Annotated in this window: 14 protein-coding genes; 1 reads left to right on the top strand and 13 read right to left on the bottom strand. The window is 50.3% G+C overall.

The annotated features are described in order from the left end of the window. Positions 1-258: 258 nt before the first annotated feature. The 7 genes from HQ41_RS08200 to HQ41_RS08230 all read right to left on the bottom strand — a co-directional run bounded on the left by HQ41_RS08200 (position 259) and on the right by HQ41_RS08230 (position 7401). Positions 259-1644, bottom strand: a complete 1386-nt coding sequence (locus tag HQ41_RS08200; protein ID WP_044190323.1) for an MFS transporter — start codon at positions 1642-1644, stop codon at positions 259-261. Positions 1645-1684: 40 nt separating this feature from the next. Next, on the bottom strand, positions 1685-2977 hold the full coding sequence (locus tag HQ41_RS08205; RefSeq protein WP_044190325.1) for a folylpolyglutamate synthase/dihydrofolate synthase family protein: 1293 nt from the start codon (positions 2975-2977) through the stop codon (positions 1685-1687). Positions 2978-2979: 2 nt separating this feature from the next. Further along, a complete protein-coding gene (locus HQ41_RS08210) occupies positions 2980-4254 on the bottom strand; it encodes an adenylosuccinate synthase (RefSeq protein WP_044190328.1) in 1275 nt (424 codons plus the stop codon). Between the two features lie 317 nt (positions 4255-4571). After that, complete coding sequence (locus HQ41_RS08215; protein ID WP_044190330.1) at positions 4572-5078, bottom strand: hypothetical protein; 507 nt, start codon at positions 5076-5078, stop codon at positions 4572-4574. Between the two features lie 95 nt (positions 5079-5173). Beyond that, positions 5174-5860, bottom strand: a complete 687-nt coding sequence (locus tag HQ41_RS08220) for an RluA family pseudouridine synthase (RefSeq protein ID WP_044190333.1) — start codon at positions 5858-5860, stop codon at positions 5174-5176. 129 nt (positions 5861-5989) lie between these two features. Next, positions 5990-6736: a 3-oxoacyl-[acyl-carrier-protein] reductase gene (gene fabG / locus HQ41_RS08225; protein WP_044190336.1), complete on the bottom strand. Its 747-nt coding sequence runs from the start codon at positions 6734-6736 to the stop codon at positions 5990-5992. A gap of 53 nt (positions 6737-6789) precedes the next feature. Next, a complete protein-coding gene (locus HQ41_RS08230) occupies positions 6790-7401 on the bottom strand; it encodes a TetR/AcrR family transcriptional regulator (RefSeq protein ID WP_044190339.1) in 612 nt (203 codons plus the stop codon). Positions 7402-8436: 1035 nt separating this feature from the next. Between HQ41_RS08230 and rho the strand changes: the two genes are divergently transcribed. After that, a complete protein-coding gene (gene rho, locus HQ41_RS08235) occupies positions 8437-10365 on the top strand; it encodes a transcription termination factor Rho (protein ID WP_044190341.1) in 1929 nt (642 codons plus the stop codon). A 94-nt stretch (positions 10366-10459) separates the two neighbouring features. On the opposite strand, the gene HQ41_RS08240 is transcribed toward rho, so the two are convergent. From HQ41_RS08240 to HQ41_RS08265, 6 genes are all read right to left on the bottom strand, one after another. Next, on the bottom strand, positions 10460-10798 hold the full coding sequence (locus tag HQ41_RS08240; protein WP_044190346.1) for a DUF2149 domain-containing protein: 339 nt from the start codon (positions 10796-10798) through the stop codon (positions 10460-10462). Positions 10799-10806: 8 nt separating this feature from the next. Next, on the bottom strand, positions 10807-11394 hold the full coding sequence (locus HQ41_RS08245) for a MotA/TolQ/ExbB proton channel family protein (protein WP_044190348.1): 588 nt from the start codon (positions 11392-11394) through the stop codon (positions 10807-10809). Continuing rightward, complete coding sequence (locus tag HQ41_RS08250; protein WP_044190351.1) at positions 11395-12093, bottom strand: hypothetical protein; 699 nt, start codon at positions 12091-12093, stop codon at positions 11395-11397. Positions 12094-12138: 45 nt separating this feature from the next. Next, positions 12139-14061 (bottom strand): TonB-dependent siderophore receptor, encoded by a 1923-nt coding sequence (locus HQ41_RS08255; protein ID WP_044190354.1) that lies wholly within the window; start codon positions 14059-14061, stop codon positions 12139-12141. Between the two features lie 178 nt (positions 14062-14239). Next, positions 14240-14929 (bottom strand): HmuY family protein, encoded by a 690-nt coding sequence (locus tag HQ41_RS09405; RefSeq protein ID WP_052405356.1) that lies wholly within the window; start codon positions 14927-14929, stop codon positions 14240-14242. 167 nt (positions 14930-15096) lie between these two features. Next, positions 15097-19437 (bottom strand): cobaltochelatase subunit CobN, encoded by a 4341-nt coding sequence (locus HQ41_RS08265; RefSeq protein WP_044190357.1) that lies wholly within the window; start codon positions 19435-19437, stop codon positions 15097-15099. Positions 19438-19444: the final 7 nt, after the last annotated feature.

Genomic DNA, 19444 nt, shown 5'->3' on the forward strand with positions numbered 1-19444 from the left:
TAACCGTAAAATCCCCATCCCTGAGGGAAATATCCCTCAGGGATGGGGATAGGGGGATAGTATTCAAGTCTCCCAAAGCGGCTCAAACACTCAAAAAACACCGAGAAAGATACAAGAACCTTTGAGTGGCGCATTGCGCAATAGTCTCAAAATGCTGTTCAACGGTCTCATGATATATGTGCCAAGGGGTGTACCAGAACTTGTGTTCTGATACACCCCTTGGGTTTTGTATGCAGGTGTCGTTTAGCGATTATGTTGTTATTTCTTCACATTGGGTAGCTCTAGGCCGTACCCCTTTTTGCGGTCTACCGTCTTGAGTATGAAAGCTAGGAAGAAAGCAATCACGCCGAAAGAAGAGAAAATAACCATGGCGTACTTGTAGTCCATTGGTTGGCCTGCTTGAATAGAACTATTCGTAGCCTCTAGTACCGCTCCGATAAGCATTGGCACAAGTAGCAGACCCACATTCTGTACCCAGAAAATGGCCGAATATGCAGAGCCAAGTACCTTGCCGTCGATGAGCTTGGGCACTGATGGCCATAGTGATGCAGGTACGAGTGAGAAGCTAACACCAAGTACGACGATCGTCGCAATCATTACCACGTAAGAAACAGTCTCGCCCGGCACGAATGGATAGAAGGCGAATACTAGGTGGCAGCCAGCCATCATGATAGATCCAGCCATGAGCATTGTAGCCCCCTTGCCATAGTAGTCGAGTATCCCTCCGATGATTGGTGTCATAAACAAGGCACCCATAGGGAAGATACTGAAGATACTAGCAGCAACCTCTGTCGTTACTCCTAGGTTATTGGCGATCATCTCTGTAGAGAACTTCTGGAATGGGAAGATAGCCGAGTAGAAAAGCACGCAGAGTAGAGCGACAATCCAGAAAACACTACTGCCAGCGATGAGGCGAAGGTCCGATAGTCTGAATGGCTCTTCCTCATCAGCCGATGCTTCGCCGAGCTGTTCGTCTAGTTTCTTGTCTAGAATACTATACAGAATGTAGAAGATCAGGCCTATGCAGAGGAGTAAGCTCACCACAAACACAGGACGCATGATAGATGGATCGCCTAAGTTGGCCAAGCGAGGAGAGAGCTGGAATACAGCGAATACACCAAGGCGGGCAATAGCCATCTCTAGTCCCATAGCTAAGGCGAGCTGCTTGCCTGAGAACCACTTAACGAGAATACGCGACACGGTAACGCCACCCATCTCGCAGCCGCAACCGAAGATTGCAAAGCCTACACTGGCTAGTTTGGCCGTAGCAGGGAAACTTGGGATAAAGGAGTTGAGAAATTCGTATCCAAAGCCCCCAGATCTAAAGTATTCGCTTAGGGCATAGAGCTTAATTCCGGCACCAATAACCATTAGAGTTCCAGATAGGATTGCCGTGAAGCGGATACCCATTTTGTCGAGAATTACCCCTGCGAAAATGAGAAAGAATACAAATACGTTGAGGAAAAACTCGCTACCAGCATATGTGCCGAAGGTGGTGCTAGACCAGTTAATCTCTGTTTCCAGCATCGTCTTGAGCGGAGAGAGCACATCGACAAACATATAGGCAAAGAACATCGTCAGGCTGACGAGGAATAGCACAGGCCAGCGCATAAAGCCGTCCTTGAGTGTAGTTTGTTGTTTCATCTGGTTTTAATTGTTATGGTGATAACTGATAAAATGAATTCTATTTGCGGTATGCCTCGAGCAGATCCGCTACGACAAAGTTACTTCCTCCGACAAAAATCAAGTCGGAGGTGGCCGATGCCTCACGAGCTGCATCGACCGCTTCTGCCACAGTTGAGTAGGTTAGTCCCTTTAGTCCCAGAGAGGAGGCCATCTGAGCTAGTTCGACAGCTGGCATGGCTCTCTTTACACTCGCTTGAGTGAAGTAGTACTTAGCCCACGAGGGCAAGAGTTCTAGTACGGCAGATACGTCCTTGTCGCTAGCCATACCGAGTACGATATGGATCTGAGCATAGCAGTACTGGTAGCGCTCAAGTTGTTTCACCACGAGTGCTATCCCTGCTTGGTTGTGTGCAGTGTCGCAGATGAGGCGAGGGTGCTTGCTCAGTGTTTGCCATCGACCTTGCAGCCCTGTAAGCGTCACAACACTAGAGAATCCACGAGCTACGCTTGTGGCCGTAAGGGTAAACTGATCTCGCAGCTGTCCAAGAGCAGTTAATATGGTTGCTGCATTCTCCACTTGGGCAAGCCCCATGAGCTCTCCTCGTATGCCCCCCCAATCTCTTGTTTTGTAGAGGTAGCCGATGTCCATTAGGGTTGCCTCTTGTAGTACTCTACTCTCTTCGGCTAGGATGAGAGGGGCAGAGCATTCGCGTGCTTTGTCTGCGAAGACAGCCTTGACCTCTGCGTTTCCCGAATTGCCGAGCACGATGGGGGTATTGGGTTTGATGATGCCAGCTTTCTCTCTGGCTATATCTTCGAGCCTATCGCCTAGGTATTGTGTGTGGTCTAGGCTGATGTTGGTGACTACACTGAGCACTGGGTTGATAATGTTGGTACTATCTAGTCGACCACCTAGGCCGACCTCTATAATAGCTACATCGACTGCTTGACTACGGAAGTACTCTAGTGCCATCATTGTGGTAAGCTCAAAGAAAGAGGGGTGTAGCTCCCCGACAAGATCTCTAGCCCGCTCGACGAAGTCTACTACGAAGCTCTGCTCGATCATCTCTCCTCCTACTCTGATGCGCTCTCGGAAATCTACGAGATGTGGCGAAGTAAATAGCCCGACTCTGTACCCAGAGGCTTGCAGCACCGCAGCTAGTGTATGTGAGGTAGAGCCTTTGCCATTAGTCCCCCCGACATGAATGGTTTTGTAGGCGTGGTGTGGGTGCCCAAAATACCGATCCATAGCCTCAACGGTGTCTAACCCGGGCTTATACGCCGAACCCCCATCTTGCTGGAAGACGGGGGTTACGGAGAATAGATAATCTATAGTTTCTTGATACGTCATTGCTAGAGGGCGATACGCTCGATCGTCTGATCACGATCGGGACCAACGGATACGACTGCAATAGGAACGTCCAGCTCCTGCTCGATGAAGGCAATGTACTGCTTGAGCTCTGTGGGAAAGTCGGTGTCGCTCTTGAAGCCACTAGAGTCGCATTGCCAGCCCTTGAAGCTCTTGTAGACAGGCTTGCATGCCTCGCTAAGCTCATATGGGAAGTCTTGTGTCACAGTGCCATTGATTTCGTAGCCTACGCATATCTTGATCTCCTCGAAGGTGTCCATGACATCGCTCTTCATCATGATGAGCTTAGTCACTCCATTGAGCATTACCGTGTAGCGGAGGGCTACAAGGTCGAGCCAACCACAGCGGCGCTTGCGCCCCGTTACAGAACCAAATTCGTGTCCTAGCTCACAGAGTTTGTCACCTGTGCCATCGAATAGCTCGGTGGGGAAAGGACCTGACCCGACACGAGTACAGTAGGCTTTGAAGATACCGTACACATCACCTATAGTACGAGGAGCTACACCTAAGCCAGTGCAGCAACCAGCACAGACTGTATTACTGGAGGTAACGAAAGGATAAGAGCCGAAGTCAATGTCTAGTAGTGAACCCTGAGCCCCTTCGGCGAGGACGCGCCGATCCTCTCGTAGAGCCGCATTGAGTAGCTGCTCGCTATCGACGAAGCGGTATGCTTTGAGCGCCTCTATGGCCTCTAGCCATTTGCCCTCAAGCTCCTCCAGATTGCCTAGAGGGAAGCTCATCGACTCTAGAATGGAGATGTGGCGTGCCTTGGCTGCCTGATACTTCTCTAGGAAGCCTTGCTCTATATCTCCTACACGTAGGCCATAGCGCCCTACCTTATCTGTATAGGTTGGGCCAATTCCTTTACCCGTAGTTCCTACCTTGGCATCGCCCTTAGCTGCTTCGTTGGCTGCGTCTAGGAGGCGATGTGTGGGCATAATGAGGTGAGCTTTGCGAGAGATAACCAAACGGCTTTTTAAGTCGTGCCCACTGCGAGATAGCCCTGCTGCCTCCTCTATGAAGAGTACTGGGTCTAGTACTACTCCGTTGCCGATCACATTGATTTTGTCGCCTTGGAATATCCCCGATGGGATTGAGCGTAGTACATACTTCTCACCGTCGAACTCTAGCGTGTGTCCTGCATTGGGCCCTCCTTGGAAGCGGGCTACGATATCGTACTTGGGCGTCAGGACGTCCACGATCTTACCCTTGCCCTCATCGCCCCATTGGAGACCTAGCAACACGTCTACTTTTTCCATGCTCTACGTTATATATATGATAGATATTTTTATTATCAAATAATTAGGTCTGTCGAATTGGTGGTGAAAAATAGCTCGGTGCCCTAATGAGCTAAAGCACCAATAGCCAAGAGCTACATCGCCAAAGTACACCCCAAAACAAAGAAACCTAAGTGGAGCCACTGCATACAGATGCCCCACTTATCTTCAACGCCTACAAATATACTCCTTTTATTTTTTCTCGCCCTCGGTTGAGAGGTCAAAAAAAGTAGAGGCAGCGCCAAAGTTTATATTCTGGCACTGCCTCTGTTGTAGGGCTTTTGGTCTCCTTCTTAGTCTTATAGATTGAAGGACATACCTAGGTGCAGGATAGAGATCCCTGTACCTACCTCTGTGAAGATACCGAATTTGTCTGAGAACAGATAGCGAGCACCTAGAGAGATACTAGGGGCAAAGCTCGTAGCCGTACCACCTTCTTTGGGATAGAGCTCTAGACCCGCACGTCCTGTGATATAGGTATCTAGATTATCGACGAATTCGTAGTGAAGCGAGATGCGTGGGCCGACGAAGAGGGCTAAGTTGCCACGTTTGTCTGGGTGGCGGAAGCTCTGGTACTCAAACTCTGCACCCAAGCCGATGGATCCATACTCAATTAGACCATCTACGACAGAGCGTTCATAGCCGATAGAGATAGGAGGGACCGTTTGATGCTTGGTTTTCACTCCTAGACCTACGCCGAGGTTGAGCATATTGCTCCCCTGCTCAAAAGTGCTCTGAGCCTGAGCCTGACTAGCACCGAAAGCCATACCTAGGGCACATAGTGCAGAGAGGATTAGTTTCTTCATTGTTAGTTATTGTTAGTTTGTTGATGTTCTTAATTTCCCTAGTGGCAAAGATAACCAAATTTAATCTTTATTTATAATTCGTGTGTGCATTACCTCTATCTCTTCGTCAAATATGCCAGATCCTGCCAGAGTTTGTCTTGTGGGATAGGTGCCTCTAGTACGAGCTCGACACCACTGACGGGGTGCACGAAGCGTAGGCGCCTAGAGAGCAAGCTAATGCTCCCGTCGGGGTTGCTACGTGGTGCACCATACTTAAGATCGCCTTTGATAGGGCAGCCGATAGCCGATAGTTGGCAGCGGATCTGATGGTGCCGCCCCGTGTGTAGATCCACTTCAAGTAGATGATAGCGCTCTCCAGAGGCAAGTAAGCGATACGTTAGCTCGGCTCGTTTGGTATTTGGGCGTGCCGTTTGGTAGGCATAGCTCTTATTTTGTGCCTCCCGTCTGAGCAGATAGTGTGTGAGTTGCTGCGACGGCACTTCTGGGCTATGGCATACAATCGCCCAATAGGTCTTTTGTATCTCGCCACGCTGGAGCATGGCGTTCATGCGGCTGAGCGCCTTACTTGTTTTGGCGAAAATAACCAAGCCTCCTACTGGTCTGTCTAGCCGATTGACCAACCCGAGGAAGACATTACCCGGCTTCTGATACTTCTCCTTGAGCCAAGTCTTGAGCCCCTCTACCATTGGTTCATCTCCTGTCTTGTCCCCCTGTACGATCTCGCCCGGGCGTTTGCAGACGATAAGTAGATGATTGTCTTCGTAGACTATATGTGGCTGCATCACTATCTATATCACATCGGCTACGGAGGTGTGTCGGGCTTTACTCTGTCCGTAGCTCCCCTTGAGGCGCACGACGACACTCCACCGTAGCCGATGCCATTGATATTCTTATCTCTATAATCTAGGTTACTAGCAGTTCATGCCACCACAGACGTGGATCGTCTGGCCAGTTACATAGCTAGACAGGTCGCTAGCCAAGAATGTAGCTACGTTGGCCACATCTTCTGGGGTGCCACCACGACGCATGGGGATCTGAGCTTCCCACTCCTTGCGTACCTCTTCGCTTAGAGCACCGGTCATATCAGTGACGATGAAGCCGGGAGCGATACTATTGGCACGTACGCCACGTGAACCCATCTCCTTGGCGATGCTCTTAGCTAGACCAATCATGCCAGCCTTAGAGGCAGAGTAGTTAGCCTGACCAGCATTACCAGACACGCCAACTACCGAAGCCATATTGATAATGCTACCAGAGCGCTGCTTCATCATCACTGGGGTTGCTGCGTGGATTAGGTTGAAGGCCGACTTGAGGTTCACGTTGATTACTAGATCCCACTGCTCCTCTGTCATGCGCATCATCAGACCGTCACGTGTGATACCTGCGTTATTGACCAACACATCTAGACGACCAAAGTCGGCTACGATCTGCTTCATCAATTCGTGTGCAGCCTCAAAGTCTGCAGCGTTGGAGGCATAGGCCTTGGCACGCACGCCTAGAGCCTGCAGCTCGGAGATGAACTGCTCTACTGTTTCATCGATCTTGAGGTCGGTGATGATTACATCGGCACCCTCCTTGGCAAACTTCTCAGCGATAGCACGACCGATGCCTCGTCCTGCACCAGTCACTAGAGCGACTTTATTGTCCAATAGTCCCATTTCTTCTTTTACTATTATAGTTAATGATATATATGTAGCTGTAAGTTCTTCTTCTACTCAGGCCTTTTGTCTTGCTTGCGAATGCCTCGGGTAATGAGGTGGCAAACATTCTCTCGGATCTGAGCATACTCATTGTCGCCACTTCTGTGGCGTGCGTGTCCGCTAATATAGGGTACCTCCATGCCTTTGATGGCGTTCTGTAGCAAGTACGCCATAGTAGCAGGGTGGGGTATATCGAAAGCTCCTTGCTCTATGCCTACCTCTAGGATATCTTGTATTAGCTTCTGCTCATAGAGGTCGAAGCTAACACGTGCTTTCTCTACAGACCAAATATCTCGGAAAAACTCGGCCCTTAGTGTACCATTGCGCAGTACGACCGTCTTCATAGCCTCTAGGTGTACGTATATCAAGTTGATTAGCTTGTCTTCGGGCGAGAGCCGTACACGGCTGGCTATCTCTAGCTCTCGGCGCAGGTGGTCGAGCTCTTTGTGTATGACAGCATGATAGATCTCTTCCTTGTTTTTGAAGTAGGTATAGAGCGTACGACGCCCACGATTGGCCGCATCTGCGATATCGTTCATCGTCGTGTTCTGTACCCCCACTCGGGCAAATAGCTGACGAGCTACATCAATCATCAAGTCTTTTGTTTTGCTTAGTGCAGCCATTCTTGTCTTTTCTCTACTTCTTCCAATATCTGGTTTTATCCTTGTACAAAGGTAAGAATTTGGTGCGCACTTCACAAATTGGGCCGATTTGTGCATAGAGGTTGTGAGTATAAGTAAGCAAATAGCTAGATAAATCTGTAGTGTGCAACTGATCTTGTGTCTGGGGGTAGGGGTAAGTTGTTTGGATTACTGCTCGGAAATATAAATTGGCTGTTAAAATATGATAATGAAACTCGGGTCGTTTTCTGTATTAATTAGGGGTGTTTAGGAGGGTCAATAAGGAGAGGGCGCCAAGATTGATGGGAAGATTTATTAGCTTTGGTGGACTAATCCATTATGATATGCCCACAAATTCTCAAAGATTGATGGGAGGAAATGCCAAGAAATGACCTAGAGGTGCGATAATTTTCTTCTTGATCTGTTGTATGTATTTGATTAATAGATGTTTGTGTTTTCTTCGTTCTGCGGCACTTATTCACACGAGGCTGGTGTGGGGTGCCCAATCGAGAGCTAGTGCAGTCTGGAGCCTGCTAGAGGGCAAATAAGGGGTTATAGGTTTCCTCTCAAGCGTTTTTGCATTTTCCCGTCAACTTTTGATAAACTGATCTAAAATATAAATTGGGGTCTTAGCAATCTGCGCATCGCTGAGATCTGAGCCAAGGGCGGAGGGTAATAACACTTGGAGGGGGGAGGTTGGGGCGATATGCCAGAGTGTGCTACCCCTCGCCAAGAGATAATCCCTCGGCTTGTAATGTGATATTTAATGGTTTTTAACTGTGTTTTGTAGTGTAAAAGTATTGAAAATCGAAATAATGGTATTATATTTGCATCGCCTTTGGTTGGGGAATAGACTTCTCTATGACTCAATTCAGTTTCTAGGCAATTATTCAAAACGACTTTACTAGCACGGCCTTATCCCTCAGATCATATCCGTTTGCTTCTATAGCATACTGGGTTGTCTGTTTCGTCAAATCTCATTAGACTTATATGGAGTAAGGTGCAAGCAGTGCATTTATCATCATAATTATCAGGATTATGCAAAACTACAACATCACGGAGCTAAGCGACAAGACTCAAGAGGAGCTCTTGGAGATTGCTTCGAAGCTCGGTCTAGAGCGACCAGCATCATCACTTAAACAAGAGCTTATCTACGCTATCCTAGACCAGCAGGCTGTGAGCCTAGCAGAGGTGCAGGCTGAGCGCAACAAGGGTAAACAAACCGTGGAGAAGAAGCGCAGAGGTCGACCCCGTAAGGAAGATAAGGTAGAGCCGACGCTATTCGCTGCTGAGGAGAACGCAGAAGAAGCTACCGAGGCACAGCCTCAGGACAAGACAGAGGAACTGCAGTCTGCCCAAGGGAAAAGACGAGGTAGACCCTCCAAGGCAGACGAAGAGGCTAGACGCCGTGCCCAAGAGGTTGTGGCTAAGGCAGCTCAAGCCGGGCCTGCCGAGGCAGTAGCAGAGCCTGCTACACCCCAGCCAGCAACCGAGGCAGTGCGAGAGCCAGCAGAAACTCCTAAGCAGGAGAAGCAGGCTCCTGCCCAAGAGGAAGTATCCCCTCAAGAGCAGGAAGCAGCCCCCAAGCAAGAGCTTGCCCCCGCTCCTAAGCCAGTAGCCGAGCCTACGAGCAAGAGCGAGCAAACAGCCCCAGCCAAGCCAGCTGAGGGGACTAAGTCAGAGATGCCGGTAGCGGGTAAGATTGTCTTCCGACACAAGAATGCCAACTCGGTACTAGATCAGGTGCTACCAGCCTTCAACCCTCCCGCCGTACAGGAGAAGAAAGAGAAAGAAAAGGAGCAGATCATAGTCAAGCAACTTGAGGAAGAGATAGAACTTGAGGGTATCCTAGAGGCCTCGGGCGTGCTGGAGGTAATGCCCGATGGCTACGGCTTCCTGCGCTCGGCAGACTACAACTATCTATCTTCTCCAGACGACGTGTATGTATCACCTCAGCAGATCAAGCAGTGGAGCCTGCGCCCCGGCGACCTCGTAGAGGGTAGCATTCGCCCCCCACGTGAGGGCGAGAAGTATTTCCCTCTCATGTCACTTATCAGCGTCAATGGCTGTACGCCAGAGGCTATCAGGGATCGCATACCTTTTGACCACCTGATCCCGCTCTTCCCAGAGGAGAAGTTTACCCTCGAGTCGCCCAAGTCGCCCAAGGTAGACGACAAGATCGCCATGCGTGTGGTGGATCTGTTCTCGCCTATTGGTAAGGGGCAGCGTGGTCTTATCGTGGCTCAGCCCAAGACAGGTAAGACGATGCTGCTCAAGAATATCGCCAATGCCATCGCAGCCAACCACCCAGAGGTGTATATGATTGTACTGCTCATTGATGAGCGCCCAGAGGAAGTGACAGACATGGCCAATAGTGTGAATGCAGAGGTGATTGCCTCTACTTTCGACGAGCCAGCAGAGCGTCACGTCAAGATCGCAGAGATTGTCCTCAATAAGGCCAAGCGACTCGTAGAGAGTGGTCAGGACGTTGTGATCCTACTTGACTCTATTACTCGTCTTGCTCGTGCCTACAATACGGTACAGCCCGCCTCCGGCAAGGTGCTCTCGGGTGGTGTGGACGCCAATGCACTACAGAAGCCTAAGCGTTTCTTCGGTGCGGCTCGTAACATCAAGGACGGTGGTAGCCTCACGATCCTAGCCACTGCGCTACAAGAGACTGGTTCGAAGATGGACGATGTGATCTTCGAGGAATTTAAGGGTACGGGTAATATGGAGCTTCAGCTCGATCGTAAGCTCGCCAACAAGCGCATCTATCCAGCGGTAGACCTTGTGGCAAGTAGCACACGTCGAGATGACCTGCTACTCAACGAGGCAACACTCAACCGTATGTGGAATACACGTAAGTTCCTCTCGGATATGAACCCAGTAGAGGCTATGGAGATCGTGAAGAAATACATGGAGATGACGGCATCGAATGCAGAATTCCTGACCGTGATCAATAGCTAGTCCGATAGACAATATCATACAAAAGCATAGGGGCGAACTCAACTAAACGAGTTCGCCCCTATACTTTTTGAGATTCTATGACTAGCTAATTCATTTACTCAGGTACATAGATGATTTCGCCATTCTCAAGCTCGTAGGCAATGCCTACTTTGCGTCCTTTATTCCCGCTCTTAGTCTGGTCTTTGCTCGGGGTATATTTGTTGATTTTGTTACCCTCCTTGGTGATGATCTCCATGTTGTCCTTGCCTGGGTTCTTGACGATAGAGAAGTCCTCCTTGCCGAAAATCTCGGTCATGTTCATGTGCATCACCATCGCTACCATTAGCGACACGGCGAAAACCATTGCTACATCGAAGAGATTGACTACTACGCTTAGCGGATCTCCGTCGTCGGACTTGCCTAGCAGGCTGCGACGTTTGTTTTTTCTGCTCATGGTTTCTCTTAGTTAGTCAGTCGTGCAGACATTAGCTCTAGGGCATTCATCTCTTCAGCGTACCAGCGTTGCTTGTACTGCTGGGTTACTAGACCAACAAGGCTGATTACCAACCCCACGACTGTAGTGGCAAAAACGATTTGCATATTGTACGCCATGCCCTCTATATTGCCAGTGGAGAGCCCCATGAGTGCAGGTGACATAGAGATGAGCGTCCCGATAAGCCCAAGGACTGGGCCGACCTTAGCCAAGAGTTTGCTGGTAGATAGATCTCGATCGCTCTCTACCTCGAATTGGCTGAGCTGGTAGTCTACATCTGCTTGAGTGAGATTGGCTGTGCCTATGAGCGCTAGCGCATACTTGCCTACGAGGCTGGTCTTGATCCCCTCTAGTTCTGGCCTCATAGCTCTGATGTCATGGCTGCTTTTTTGCTCCAGATTGAGCAGGGCGAGTCGGCTACGACGTCGGAGCATGAAGGTGTTGTAGAAACTGCCGAGTAGGATTAGTGCGCGAACAAATAGGATCAGCAAGATGATGATGTTGGGTATGAGCAGGCTGTTCGATACCCAGAAGAGCATTTGTGTAATAGTATTCATTTATCGTTTTGTTATTAGTCGTTTAAGTGAAGGTATCAGTCTGCCGAGGGTGAAGCACACGACGAATAGACCTAGAGCAAGTAGTAGACCACGCCAAGGAAATTCGTATTCGGGTGCAGCGTAGGTCATCTTGTCGTCTACCGTGGTGATCAGCCCTAGCACGAAGATGAAAAGCGATGAGAGGAACAAAATCTCTAGACGCATCTCTCGCTCGGGCAGTAGGTAGCGCATCAGCCAAGGCATTATGACGAAAAAGAGAGCCATACCGACAGCAAGGCCCAGAGATATATGGCCGAAGTCGATGCCGGGTAGCGCAAAGATCAGATTGGTCTGTGCGTAGAATAGGGCAGGGAATACGAGAAGAGAAGGGTAGAAAGTCAGGATCTCCTGTACCCAGTGCCTTAGTTTGGGGCAAGGGCGCTCCTGACCTTGATCTCGACGAAAAGAAACAAAGGTAAAGAGGACGAAGATCATAGACTCTAGCGTGACTAAGATAGCAATATACTCACGCAGCTCTCGGTTCTCGATATAGCCTCCTATCCCCGAGCGTGTCTGGCTAGATGCCAAGTCGGAGATCATATAGAGGAATACCCCGACGGCTAGAGCGTAGACCCAGCTCACCCACCTTGGGGCATGGCTGAGCTTGACGCTGGCCACAAGACAGACGATGAGCATCAAGAATTGGACGATTAGCTCCATTATAATCTACTACTAGGTTAGGTAATTGAGGTATATCCCGAGTCTTTATAGATACACCGCAAGCGAAGCGAATAGCGTACGCCCCGGAGATACAGATGATGAGGCATTGACGCTCTTGGGTATGAAGTTGAGAAGGTTGTCGCCTCCCATCGTGAGCTTAATCTTATGCCTCCAATCTAGCGATGCCCCTAGACGCACTATGTTGTAGGGCTCGTAGGTAACTAGGGTGTAGTCGCCTAGATTCTGATCGAATAGAGCTGTAGATACGGCAGCCGAGAGGCGTGTCGAGGCATCGACCGATAGACCCCAGTCCTGCCAGCGGTGTACGTAGCTCAGCGTAGCCGTCATATTGTGCGGACGAGTAGGGACGGCGAGCATCTCTTGTCCTGCCTTGTTTTTGACCTTGAGCAAATCTCTGATGTAGGCATAGTCTAGGTTGAGGCGAAGCTGCTTGATGATCTGCCAGCGCAGGCTCAGCTGAGTCTGCCAGAGCTCCGAGATGCCTCGAGCGTTGAAGAAGCGGCGTACACGTCCATTCTCTTCTTCTCGGTTGAAGATTTTGTTCGTGATACGATTGTAGGTCGCTTGCAGAGTAAGGTTGAGGTTATTGCCGATTTGGATTTCTGGAGCAAGACTAATCATACGGCTGACCTCGGGCTTTAGCTCAGGGTTACCTTTAATCCTAAACATACCATTGTGATCCCAATCCATGTGCAGCTCCTTGGTAGATGGCGAGCGGAACCCCTCCGAGTAACTCGCCCTGATGCGCCACTTAGTTTGCTTGTAGAGCATCGTTAGTCTAGGTGTAAAGTGGCTGCCAAACTCCGAATGGAAGTCTTCTCGGAAGCCGATCGTTGCCGATAGACTTGGCTTGATGCGCCACTCGGCCTGCCCATATAGAGCTATTGTAGATGAGCTGTAGACATTGCCCTCTGCATTGATGCGGTCGCCCGAAACACTCTCCCATACGGCATCGACACCAGCATTGACGAGTACTCTATCTCGCCCGTCTTGTCCGAAGTTGTATTGTCCTCTGGCTCTATTGGTCCCTAGCTCAAAGAGTGGCAGATACTGATCCTTAGTCGCCGTATAATAGTAGTAGGAGTGAGTGTAGCCAGAGTGATTGTAGGAGGCAAAGATGCTGTGCCGAGCATTGGGAGCATAGCTAACCCTGCCGCCGAAGTCTGTACTGAGGTAGTGGTTGTTGATTTTGTCGTCCCAGTCCTGCATACGATAGCTGCCGTAGCCGTATAGAGTAGCGTCCCAACGGTTGTCTACGGAGCGATAGCGCAGCTTCTCGCCTACATTCCAAGTCTTACCGCCATGCACGACGAAGGGTTCTCCTTCTGTTTTGATTTTGTACCCCGTGGCATGGTTGAAGTTTAGGGTTGTCTGTGAGGAGAGGTCGCCGAACCTGAGTCCTAGTAGTCCGTGGTAGCGCTGAGCGCCCTCGCTGCTATAGTCGCCAGAAATTGTTCCCGAGAGCTTTTTGTGTACGTTTTTGGAGATGAAGTTGATGACACCCCCGATCGCATTGGAGCCATAGAGAGCCGAGGCTGATCCTCGAAGGATTTCGATGCGCTCAATGCTGGCGATATCTATTCGGTTCAGATCGACGGCTCCGTTGCCCTCGGAGTTGATCGGCTCTCCGTCTAGCAAGAAGAGGACGTGGTCACCGAGCATACCCTGCACAGTAATGCGTGTCTGTGCTCCGTGCATACTGATCTGGATCCCGGGGATACTCATCTGTAGAATGTCGTTGATGGATCTGGGGTTCAGTCTGTCGATGTCTTGGCGTGTAATCAGCTGGGTCATTACGGGGACGCTCTTGAGTGTACGTGGAGCCAAGGTCCCCGTCACCACGCATTCGTCAAGATGCTGGATAGAGTCGGTGGGAGCGATAGCACTATAACTGGGGAATGTGGCTACCCCTGCCAGTAGAATCGCATATATATAGTGAAGACGCATAACAATCTATTAGGTCTGGATAAAGAAAATAAGAGGCTAGATAGAGTTTGCCATTAGGTAAAAGCCTACGTTACTCATCAACTAGCCTCTTGGTAAATATGGTGTTGGTAATGTGTAGATGCTTATTTGATTAGGGAGGTGACTACTATCGCCTCCCTAATCTCTTCTTCGTCTTACGCTACTGATGAGGAGCATATTGCATCTTAACGTGAACAGTCTTGGCGTGAGCGTTGCGGTAGTCCACGATCTTGATCTTCACAAACTTGCCTTTTGCGGTGCGAATGAGATAGACCTTATTGGACAGAGTGAACTTAGCACCACCTCTGCCGTGAGAGAAGTCAATGGCACCAAGCGTACCCTTGATGAAGATGGGTAGGCCGTTGGGGCCAAGTTCAGGCTTGCCGTCTGGGCCGATCTTCACGGTTTGGAAGGTCGTCAGTAGAGGATTGGCTCCGCCCTTCTCTTGCTTGATATCATGTTCGCCCTTTTTGTTGTGAGTTTGGGTGATGATCTTGGTTTCCTTGTCCACCACGAAGTCCGAGGCGTTGGGCAGAGTCTTTAGTTCGTCTGTCACTTCCTTGAGGTCAGTAGCGAAGGCTCCTCCTTGTCCTTTGCCCGAAGCACCGCTGTTGGTGCGGATATCGGTAAAGTGGAAGCCCAGATCCCATTCGTTGCTGTTCATAGGATCTGCTACCTCAACGAGCTTCCCTTGCTCGAGTGAGAAATACATCCACTTGCCATAGTCGGTGGCGTCGATGCTAACCTCCTTCATGGTTGTCTGCTTCTTGGGTTCGTCTTTCTTCTTGTCGCAAGATACTGCGAATACCCCTGTGGCTACTAGAGCCAGACTTAGAAATAACTTTTTCATTACGTTGTTGATGTTTGAGAGATAACTACTATTTTGATGAATGTTTATAGTCTTCGGATTTTCTGCATATACTGGTATAAATTTTCGTATATACGAAAATAATTTTTTGTATATACTCCGATAAATTTTCGCATATACGGAAATTTAGGGCTGTTTATTGCGCCTAATTACTCGCGATTTTTGCGCTTACGACGCAGCAGTAGAACTAGTGCGATGAAGATCAATAGAGATGCTCCTGCGACGATGAACCCATTGAAGCCCATAGAGCCCTTGTCGTCTTGCTCCAGCGTGCGTTCGTTCTTGCTCATCACGACGCCATCTTTGTTTGTCTGCTCGGTCGCTTCTCTGAGGGCCTGCTGCTTCTGCTGATACACCTTGGCTTGCTCAGGCGACAGACGCTGGGCGATGAATTGCTGTAGCTTTTGGTTGCTTGAGGCCATTCCTCCGCCGGTAGCACCGAATTTCTCGGTCAGATCCGTATGCGTCTTGATGAGTTGCTTGACTTCCTCTTCGGTCGCCTGCCACATTCCTTTGCGTATCGTTTCGAGCATCACGGCCGTAACCTCCTGCATGGCTCGAGGATTGACGTTCTCGTAGGTCTTGGGAATGTCGAGACCTAGCTTATCCTCCACATAGATTTGGTAGATCTCTCTCCAGAGTGCGTCCTCGATTACCTCGGGCTTGGCTACGTCCCAGCCGTATGTATTGGTCACAACTTCCGTTAGACGGCCAAGGCTAGAGGCTCCACCCTGCATCATCTCTTTGACGAAAGCAGGGTTGAGGATCGTTGTTCGGCTCTCCACTCCGATGGCTTCCTTGAGATCTTGCATACGGAAGTTATTGCGGTTGCGATAGTCTGCGAAGTACGCATCAGGATCTTTGCCCGTCACGTTGCGTACGGTCAGATTAAGTCCGCCCATAAACTCATATACGTGGTCGAGGCTCAGGGCTCCCCAAGTATTGCTCTGGCGTGGCTGTACCACCACATCGGTATTGGCTAGAGCGGCACGGAAGAGAGGCTTGCTAAACTGCCCCCATTCGTCGATCGTCGAGTAGGAAGCTCCCATATTATTGAGGTAGACCTCGGCGATTTCGCTGTCGTTCTCCCACTTGTCGCCGGCGGTAATCATCTCTTGGATACCTGTGCCGTACATACCATTGATGCCGCCGAATATACGCTTGGTCGAGAGTGCACGTGCTTCCTTGGGCGACATACCAGCATCTACGAGAGCCTTCTCTGTATTGATAGCTCCGTCTGCTACATAGTTGTCTTGCTCTTCCTTGGGGGCAGAGGCTGCTAGCTCTATGGCCTCGGTGATGAGCTGCAGGCGAGAGGCGGCTAGGTCACGGAATTGCCCCGAGGTCTGGATCACCACATCAATACGAGGGCGGCCAAGCTCCTTGGCGGGGATAAGGCGCAGATCCGATACACGGCCGAAGCTATCTCTTACTGGCTCGACCCCGAGCATATAGAGTACTTGGGCGATTGAGGCACCTTGGCTCTCGATAAATTCGCTGCTCCAGAAGGTGTAGCTTACCTTGGTTGGGTACTTGCCGTGGCGCTTCTTGTAGTCCTTGAGTGTTTCCTCTACGAGTAGGACGCCTTTATTCCAAGCTCGCTCGCTCGGGGTAGACTCGGCACTGATAGAGTATAGGTTGCGCCCCGTAGGTACGGCTTGTGGGTTGGCTACGGCATCGCCCCCAGAGCTTGGCTCGATGTAGCCCCCAGAGAGCGCATCGACGATGCCGTCTAGCTCGAGCTTTGGGCTGGCTGCGAGTGCTTCCTTATATCTCTGTACGTTGAGGATAGCACGCTCCGCCTCTAGGATCAAGTGTGCCTTGTCTAGCTCCTCCTTGCTCACGGCTTGCATCTGGGCATGCTGTTCGCCTCTAGCACGCTGGGCTTCCATCATATCGGATACCTTGGCTCCTGCGCTGTGCGTGCTGTCGGTCTTCTTGCCTCCGTGAGTATCGGCCGTCTTGTGGGCTTCTTGTGGCTTGGCCTGCTCTTGTGGCTTCTTGGTATGTTCGGGACGAGTGCCGATTTTGGGGATCCAAGCTGGATGTCCACCTGAGCTTGCTTTCTTGTTGCTCTTGGCTACTTGGGATTTGCCTGCGCTAGGCTTATTTCCGCCCATCATACCACGACGTTGCTTGGGAGCGGTCAGTTCTTTGGCTCGGTCAAGTTCCTCCTTCGATACTCCCGAGTAGGCGAGTACGAGGTTTTCGTCTGCTACCTTACCTGCTAGGATCTGCTCTACCAAGGCATTCGCAGGGGCGAGATACTTCTGGTGGAACGAACGCTTATTCTTCGTAAAGTCTTCCTTACCTCCTGCACGATAGGCGTCTAACTTGGCCTTGGCATAGGCGATGGGGTCTGCACTCATGGCTATAACCGTAGAGCGTAGTCGCTCTGGCGTGTAGGCTACTCCTGTGGTGTAGAGGGAAGCATTGACTTTCTCTGCCGAGATTTCTTCGGCGAAGTTGTCGATCTTCTCAATTTCCTCGTCGGTGTAGGGCTTTGAGGGTATGCTATCAAGTCTAAGCTCTCGGTGGATACCTAGTGCCATAGCATGCTTCTTGACGCCTAGTGATAGTGACTTTTTAGCTTCGCTAGAGTTCGCTTCAAAGTACTTGCGGATAGCGGTCTGTAGCTCGGCGTAGATGCCTCTCGCACCACTTGGGTTGAAGGCAGGGGTGAGGTAGGAGATCGTCGTCGCATACGAGCGGCGTTTGGCCATCATGCTTTCTCCGATATTGCCAATAGTGTAGTAGTAGAAGTGTGGCGTGTCGCCTACGAGCTGATCGCTCCAGTCCGTTGTGCCGAGTGCTACTTGCTTGCTGGGTGTAAACTCTAGCGAGCCGTGTGTGCCGAAGTGCATCATCGCATCGGCCTCGAAGCGGTGACGAGCCCACAGATAAGCTCCTACGTATGGATAAGGGGGAGGCATTTTGGCGCCGTGAGCGATGGCGAAGCTATCTGATCCGATCCCTGCCATGGGCTGAGGTAGTATGGCCACATTGCCATATTGCAGGCGTGATACGATCAAATGAGGCACGCCGTTCTCTTCGTGCGTCATGTAGACTCCGGGGGCATCTCCGTAGTCCTGCTTTAGTTGCTGTTGTAACTCTGGATCCAAGTCGCTGCCAATCCACTGAGCCAACTCATCGGCAGGGATAAGCTCTGGACTCACTTCATCGACGAACCGACGCATCTGCCCCTCGGCATACGGCTTGAAGACCTGCCCCTGAGCTACGAGATCACGCTCGAAGTCTGCCACATTGCTGGGAAGACCATCTAAATTATACCCCTCTTGCTTGAGGCGCAGCAGTGTGTTGTAGAGGGAGTGGGCGGTTTCGAGCCCTTGAGCTGCTAGAGTTTCTTGTCCCGGACCTTTGAAGAAGTAGATCGCTAGCTTCTTCTCTGCATTGGGCTTCTTCTTCAGGGCGATGAACTTATTAACAAGCGATGTGAATACCTTCAGTCTATCGGGCATTGCCTTGACTACCTCGTAGCCATCTTCGTTCTTTTCTTGAGTGAAGACCATATATGGATAGATGGCTCCGTCCAACTCGGGCATCACGATGGTCTGCGACATAAAGCCACCGACCATGCCCATAGGATTTTCACGCCACTCCTTGCGGCTCTGTAGCGTCCCTAGTGGTGTGAGCATTGGGGCATTGAGCTCCTTGAGGTACTCAACGCCACGCTCACCTTGCCCCATAAGCAGTCTGCCGTGGGCAAGGTATAGAATGATGTCGGGTTTGACTTCTTGAATGAACTCAAGCCTCTTGCTAAAGGAAGTGACTGGATACACGTTCAGACCCGACTGGCCGAGGCTTGAGATCAAGCTATCCAAGTTTTCCTTTGCTCCGCTAAAGGGGTCTGTAAATCCCCCGACGATGATGACGCTAGGTGCCCCTTCGTGGTAGTGTCCGCTGGAGCGTAGGTAGGCATCGAACTCCTCCTTCGTCTTGCAGGCTACTTGCTCATCGAGATGATAGTACACGTCGGTTGCTCCCTCGATCCACTCCTCTGGTTCGGGAGCAAACCACTTCTTTTTGTCTACATATTTACGAATGTAGTAGGCTAGATTTTGATAATTTTTCTTGTTGCCTGTGTCTAGGTATTCGAGTATTCGGGTTCCCTGTACGGAGTCTAGCCCCATGATGTTGTTTTCTGGAGTTGTCGCATAGATGACTTGTAGCGGGAAGCCCTCCTCTGTCATCTGTGTGATCTTGGCATACTCCTCTTGCGACCAATTCAGCCCCATACCGAAGACGAGTACGCAGTCGTAGTCGTCGTATTTGTCTACCTCCTCTTGTTTGAGCTGCTCGTATTTGATATGGCTAGATTGGTTGGATAGTGCAATGCCCGTGGCTTGGAAGCCCGGGAAGTTGACTAGCGCAACTTTGGTTGTTGAGCCAAATTTCCCCCAAATCCATATCCCAGATAGGACGATCAATAGGGCTATCCCCAACTTAAAAAGTACTTTCTTTCTTAGCATTACAATG

The sequence above is a fragment of the Porphyromonas sp. COT-290 OH860 genome (assembly GCF_000768935.1).
Classification (GTDB): domain Bacteria; phylum Bacteroidota; class Bacteroidia; order Bacteroidales; family Porphyromonadaceae; genus Porphyromonas.

Excerpts from the sequence above, each read along its gene's own strand:
- HQ41_RS08200 (WP_044190323.1), bottom strand. The coding sequence starts at position 1,644 with ATGAAACAACAAACTACACTCAAGGACGGCTTTATGCGCTGGCCTGTG.
- HQ41_RS08205 (WP_044190325.1), bottom strand. The coding sequence starts at position 2,977 with ATGACGTATCAAGAAACTATAGATTATCTATTCTCCGTAACCCCCGTC.
- HQ41_RS08210 (WP_044190328.1), bottom strand. The coding sequence starts at position 4,254 with ATGGAAAAAGTAGACGTGTTGCTAGGTCTCCAATGGGGCGATGAGGGC.
- HQ41_RS08215 (WP_044190330.1), bottom strand. The coding sequence starts at position 5,078 with ATGAAGAAACTAATCCTCTCTGCACTATGTGCCCTAGGTATGGCTTTC.
- HQ41_RS08220 (WP_044190333.1), bottom strand. The coding sequence starts at position 5,860 with ATGCAGCCACATATAGTCTACGAAGACAATCATCTACTTATCGTCTGC.
- fabG (WP_044190336.1), bottom strand. The coding sequence starts at position 6,736 with ATGGGACTATTGGACAATAAAGTCGCTCTAGTGACTGGTGCAGGACGA.
- HQ41_RS08230 (WP_044190339.1), bottom strand. The coding sequence starts at position 7,401 with ATGGCTGCACTAAGCAAAACAAAAGACTTGATGATTGATGTAGCTCGT.
- rho (WP_044190341.1), top strand. The coding sequence starts at position 8,437 with ATGCAAAACTACAACATCACGGAGCTAAGCGACAAGACTCAAGAGGAG.
- HQ41_RS08240 (WP_044190346.1), bottom strand. The coding sequence starts at position 10,798 with ATGAGCAGAAAAAACAAACGTCGCAGCCTGCTAGGCAAGTCCGACGAC.
- HQ41_RS08245 (WP_044190348.1), bottom strand. The coding sequence starts at position 11,394 with ATGAATACTATTACACAAATGCTCTTCTGGGTATCGAACAGCCTGCTC.
- HQ41_RS08250 (WP_044190351.1), bottom strand. The coding sequence starts at position 12,093 with ATGGAGCTAATCGTCCAATTCTTGATGCTCATCGTCTGTCTTGTGGCC.
- HQ41_RS08255 (WP_044190354.1), bottom strand. The coding sequence starts at position 14,061 with ATGCGTCTTCACTATATATATGCGATTCTACTGGCAGGGGTAGCCACA.
- HQ41_RS09405 (WP_052405356.1), bottom strand. The coding sequence starts at position 14,929 with ATGAAAAAGTTATTTCTAAGTCTGGCTCTAGTAGCCACAGGGGTATTC.
- HQ41_RS08265 (WP_044190357.1), bottom strand. The coding sequence starts at position 19,437 with ATGCTAAGAAAGAAAGTACTTTTTAAGTTGGGGATAGCCCTATTGATC.